This is a genomic window from Streptomyces sp. SM1 (assembly GCF_002910825.1).
GTDB classification, from domain to species: domain Bacteria; phylum Actinomycetota; class Actinomycetes; order Streptomycetales; family Streptomycetaceae; genus Streptomyces; species Streptomyces okerensis.
In genome coordinates, this window is the sequence record NZ_NEUB01000893.1 from 1 (window position 1) to 5,281 (window position 5,281).

Consider the following 5,281-nt stretch of genomic DNA (forward strand, 5'->3'; position numbering starts at 1 on the left):
CGGACCGCGGGTTCCGTGCGGCGCCGCAGGGCGCGCCGCACCACCCGAGGGGGGACGGTCACTGGCTGACGGATGCCGTCCCGCTCCTCGGGGTACCACTCGTACGTCAGCCCTCGGCCTCCGCGAACGGACCACCCTCGGAGGCGAAGGCGTGGGCGGCGAAGCGTTCGCCCATGCGTCGGTGGGTGGCCGCGTCGGGGTGGAGCCGGTCGGGCAGCGGCAGCTCGCGGTGGTCCGCCTCGCCGTAGAGGTCTCGGCCGTCCAGGTGGTACAGGTTCGGGTCGTTCGCCGCGCGCCGCGCCACGACGCGCTCGAGTTCGTCGCGGATGACGTTGAGCGTCAGCCTGCCCTCGGCGCCGTCCGCGGGGTCCCCGGCGGCCGTGAACAGGAGCCGCCCGTCGCCGAGGCGGCTGAAGTCGAAGGCGGTGGGGCCCGGGGTGTCCTCGTGAATGGGACACTGGATCGGTGAGACGACCAGCAGCGGTGCGGTGGGATGCCCCTCGCGGATGGTGTCGAGGAAGCCGTGGACGGCGGGGGCGAAGGCGCGCAGTCGCATCAGATCGGCGTTGACCAGGTTGATGCCGATCTTGACGCTGATCAGGTCGGCGGGCGTGTCACGTATGGTGCGCGCGACGAACGGGTCGAGCAGGGCGCTTCCGGCCAGTCCGAGGTTGACCAGTTCCACGCCGCCGCGTGCCGCGGCGAGCGCGGGCCAGGTGGTGGTGGGGCTCGCGGCGTCGGAGCCGTGGCTGATGGAGCTGCCGTGATGCAGCCAGGTCCTGCGGCCGGAGGCGTCCGCGGGCCGCACGGGGGCGTCGGTGCGCAGGGCGACGAGTTCGGTCGTCTCGTTGTACGGCAGCCATATCTCGACGGTCTTGTCCTCGTCGGACAGGCCGGCGAAGCGGAGGGTGGCGACGGGGCCGGTGCCGTGCTCGAGGGCCCCGGTGCCCAGGTCGATGGTCACGGTGTTGCCGCCGGTCGCGGTGGCCCGGCCGGCCGGGCGTCCGTCGACGATCAGGTCGTAGTGGCCCTGCGTGCGGGGCGGCGCACCGACGTAGATCCGCTTGGTGGGCAGTGTGTCCAGCTCGACGGCGGTCGCGCGGGTGCGGAAGACCAGTCGTACGCCGGAGGGCTGGGACTCGGCCATGGCGAGCTGTCCGTCGGTGTTCTGGTCGCGGGCCCAGGCGGGCAGCCGGTGCGGCAGGATCCCCTGCGCGGTGGGCTCCAGGTCGAGCGCGCCGCGCACGAGGCCGGCGGTGAGGGGCGTGGTGATCCAGCGGTGCGGGGAGGGCATCGTTTCGTTCCGTCTGTTTCGTGGGGGTCGGTGAACGGCTGATCGGGCGCGGGACGGGGTGGTCGGCCGTCAGGGCGACGGGGGCCAGTTGCGCAGCAGGGCGTCCAGCGCGTCGAGGACGCGCGTCCAGGTCTCCTGCGTGTCGGGGGCGCTGTGGCTGAATCCGCCGCCCATCTCGAGGCTGACGTAGCCGTGGAAGACGCTGCCCAGCAGCCGGACCGCGTGGGTCTGGTCCGGTTCGGTCAGGTCGTAGCCGCGCAGGAGGGCCCGGGTCATCTGCGCGTGTCGCACTCCCGCACTGCAGGCGGCCACCTCCGGAGCGAGCCGGAACTGGGCCGCGGCATAGCGGCCGGGATGTTCCCGCGCGTAGTCGCGGTAGACGTTCGCCAGGGCGGTCAGGGCGTCCTTGCCCGCCCGCCCGGCCAGGGCGTCCGCGGCGCGGTCGGCGAGTTCCTCCAGCGCGAGCAGCGCGATCCGCGTCCTGAGGTCGTGGGAGTTCTTCAGGTGGGAGTACAGGCTCGCCACTTTGACGTCGAAACGCCGGGCGAGCTCCGAGACGGTCACCTGGTCGAAGCCGACCTCGTCGGCCAGTTCCGCTCCCGCCCGGGTCAGGCGTTCCGGGGTCAGTCGTACGCGCGCCATGGAGCCATCCTTCCGATCAGCTAAACCAAGCATGCATCCACCTAATACCTTTAGGCAAATGCCTATTTACCTTGATCGACTGTCAGTGGTGGGCGGCAGGATGTGACGCATGACAACACCTGCAGCAGTGATCGTCGATGCCGCCGCCTCCGCGCAGGCGGTCGAGGACGCCGTGCGCGCGGCGGCCGCGTACTACGAGGGCGGCACCTCGGCGCTGGACGACGACACGTACGACCGGCTGGTACGGGGGATCGCCGACTGGGAGGCGGAACATCCGGACGGGATACTGCCCGACTCCCCCACCGGGAAGGTCGCCGGTGGCGCGGTGGAGGGCGACGTCCCGCACACGGTGCCGATGCTGAGCCTGGACAACGTGTTCTCCGAGGAGGAGTTCACCGCCTGGACGGCGTCACTGGCGCGCCGGACCGGCCGTGAGGCGACACGCTTCAGTGTGGGGCCGAAGCTGGACGGGCTGGCGATCGCCGCCCGTTACACCGACGGCCGGCTGAGCCGGCTGATCACCCGCGGGGACGGGACGGCCGGGGAGGACGTCTCGCACGCGATCGGCACCATCGAGGGGCTGCCCGAGAAGCTCGCCGAACCCGTCACCGTGGAGGTGCGCGGCGAGGTCCTCATGACCTCCGCCCAGTTCGAGCACGCCAACGAGGTGCGCACCGGTCACGGCGGGCAGCCGTTCGCCAATCCGCGCAACGCGGCCGCGGGCACCCTGCGGGCGAAGGAGCGGGCCTACACGGTGCCGATGACGTTCTTCGGCTACGGGCTGCTGCCGCTGCCCGGAACCGGCTCCGCCCTCGCGGAGCGGGTCGACGAGATGGCGCACAGCGACCTGATGGCGCTGGCCGCCGGCCTCGGCGTGCACACCAGTGCCCGGACCGCCGTCCCGGACACCCTCGCCGGGACCCCCGAGGAGGTCCTGGCCCGGGTGAAGGAGATCGCCGCGCTGCGCGCAGAACTGCCGTTCGGCATCGACGGGATCGTCGTCAAGGCGGACCTCGCCGCCGACCGGGAGGCCGCCGGATCGGGCTCCCGCGCGCCTCGCTGGGCGATCGCCTACAAGCTGCCGGCGGTGGAGAAGATCACCCGGCTGCTGGAAGTGGAGTGGAACGTCGGCCGCACCGGCATCATCGCGCCACGCGGTGTCCTCGAGCCGGTCGTCATCGACGGCTCCACCATCACCTACGCCACGCTGCACAACCCGGCCGACATCACCCGCCGTGACCTGCGCCTGGGCGACCATGTCATGGTGCACCGCGCCGGTGACGTCATCCCCCGGATCGAGGCCCCGGTCGCGCACCTGCGCACGGGTGAGGAGCGTCCGATCGAGTTCCCCGCGCAGTGCCCGCGCTGCGGTTCGGACATCGACACCGGTGAGGAGCGCTGGCGGTGCGCCCAGGGCCGCAACTGCCACCTCGTCGCTTCCCTCGCCTACGCCGCGGGCCGGGACCAGCTCGACATCGAGGGCCTCGGTGCCACCCGTGTCGTGCAGCTCGTCGAGGCCGGCCTGGTCGCCGACCTCGCCGACCTGTTCACCCTGCGCCGGGACCAGTTGCTCGCCCTGGAGCGGATGGGGGAGACCAGCACCGACAATCTGCTCGCCGCGATCGCCAGGGCGAAGGAGCAGCCTCTGTCCCGGGTGCTGTGCGCGCTGGGCGTCCGGGGCACCGGACGGTCCATGTCGCGGCGTATCGCCCGCCACTTCGCCACCATGGACCACATCCGGGCGGCCGACGCCGACGCCATGCAGCGGGTCGACGGCATCGGCTCGGAGAAGGCGCCCTCGACCGTGGCGGAGCTGGCCGAACTGGCCCCGCTCATCGACAAGCTCACCACCGCCGGTGTCAACATGACCGAACCGGGAGCCACTCCGCCGCCGGCCGCCGATGCCGCGCCCGACGACGGCACGGACTCGGCGCCGGCGGCGGGCGGTCCGCTGGAGGGCATGGCGGTGGTGGTCACCGGCGCGATGACCGGCAGCCTGGAGAAGCTCTCCCGCAACGAGATGAACGAACTGATCGAACGGGCCGGCGGCCGCTCCTCCTCCAGCGTCTCCAAGAGGACCACGCTGGTGGTGGCGGGCGAGGGCGCCGGTTCGAAGCGGGCCAAGGCCGAACAGCTCGGCATCCGTCTGGCGACCCCCGACGAGTTCGCCGACATGGTGGCCGCACTCCTCGGCTGAGCCGGGCACCGGCGCGCCCCCGGCCGTCAGGACATGGCACAGGCCTCGGCGACGGACAGGCTGTTCTCGTACAGGTGGTGGCGGGTGATCCGGCCGTCCTCCACGGTGAGGCGCAGGGCGAACGGTCCCCGGAAGGACCGCCCCGTCGCCCGTACCGTCCCCGACAGATGCCCCATCAGGACCGCGTCCCTCCCGTCGACGAGGAAGGTGTCGACAGCGGCACACGCGTCCTCCGGCACGGTGTGCTCCGTCAGCTCCGTGACCTGAGCGGCGCATTCGGCGGCGGTCGAACGGGGGCGGATCCACGGGACGGCTGGATTGTCGGCGAGCAGCCAGTCCACCTCGTCGGCGAAGAGCTCGACGAGCCGCCCGGTGTCCCCGGCGAGCCGGGCGGCGAGGAACTTCCCCACGACGGCGCGGGTGGCCTCGGCGACGGACGTCGCGGTGACGGCGGCGGAGTCGGTGCGCATGACGCTCTCCTCACGGATGCGGCCGGGTCCCGGCCGGGGCTTGGGTCGATGTGCTCGATCCTGTCGGAGGCGGACAGGACGGTCGATTACCTCGGACGTCATGCGCTCCGGCGACCGTGCGCGCAGGCCGGCCCCCGGTCGGCGGGCGCGTGCGCACGAGGGTCCGGTGTGCGAGGCCGGTCACCGCCGTCGGCGAGTCACCGATGATGCGGTTCCCTGTCCGGCCCCCCCCGTTATGTTTTCCGCGGTCCTGCAAGAGGGCCGCTGGCCTCCGGGCCCGGCATGACTGTTGCCCCCTGTCGAAGGCATGACCTGGGGGGTGGTGTCACCGGGCCCGGGAGGTGCCGTCGGAGACGCTGATGAGAGGTCCGGCCACCGTCCGGTCCGGCGCAATGCCGGACAGCTCGCGGGCGGCAGGTCTGCATAACGTGGATGCGCGAGTACGACACCGATGCCGAGGCCGGCACCGTCAACACCCCTTGGGAGGGGCGCGATGTTCGAGACCGAAGACGTGGGCGTGTTCCTGGGCCTGGACGTCGGCAAGAGTGCTCACCACGGCCACGGACTCACCCCGGCCGGGAAGAAGGTCTTCGACAAGCAACTGCCCAACAGCGAGCCGAAGCTGCGGGCCGTCTTCGACAAGCTGACCGCGAAGTTCGGCACCGTCCTGGTGATCGT

General features: G+C 72.0%; 5 protein-coding genes. 2 read left to right on the forward strand and 3 right to left on the reverse strand.

The window, feature by feature from the left end; translation table 11 throughout:
* Positions 1 to 106: 106 nt before the first annotated feature.
* Both B9S61_RS30115 and B9S61_RS30120 read right to left on the reverse strand, forming a co-directional pair.
* Positions 107 to 1,294 carry a GDSL-type esterase/lipase family protein gene (locus B9S61_RS30115; RefSeq protein ID WP_103545064.1) on the reverse strand — a complete coding sequence of 396 codons (1,188 nt, stop codon included), beginning with the start codon at positions 1,292 to 1,294 and terminating at the stop codon, positions 107 to 109.
* A gap of 69 nt (positions 1,295 to 1,363) precedes the next feature.
* Positions 1,364 to 1,936 (reverse strand): TetR/AcrR family transcriptional regulator, encoded by a 573-nt coding sequence (locus tag B9S61_RS30120; protein WP_103545065.1) that lies wholly within the window; start codon positions 1,934 to 1,936, stop codon positions 1,364 to 1,366.
* 109 nt (positions 1,937 to 2,045) lie between these two features.
* On the opposite strand from B9S61_RS30120, the gene ligA reads away from it, so the two are divergent.
* Positions 2,046 to 4,133 (forward strand): NAD-dependent DNA ligase LigA, encoded by a 2,088-nt coding sequence (ligA, locus tag B9S61_RS30125; protein ID WP_103545066.1) that lies wholly within the window; start codon positions 2,046 to 2,048, stop codon positions 4,131 to 4,133.
* A 26-nt stretch (positions 4,134 to 4,159) separates the two neighbouring features.
* Here ligA and B9S61_RS30130 read toward each other — a convergent pair whose 3' ends face one another.
* Positions 4,160 to 4,603, reverse strand: a complete 444-nt coding sequence (locus tag B9S61_RS30130; RefSeq protein WP_103545067.1) for a nuclear transport factor 2 family protein — start codon at positions 4,601 to 4,603, stop codon at positions 4,160 to 4,162.
* A 493-nt stretch (positions 4,604 to 5,096) separates the two neighbouring features.
* On the opposite strand from B9S61_RS30130, the gene B9S61_RS30135 reads away from it, so the two are divergent.
* Positions 5,097 to 5,281: transposase (locus B9S61_RS30135; protein ID WP_146064863.1), on the forward strand; the 185-nt coding region annotated here is incomplete at its 3' end.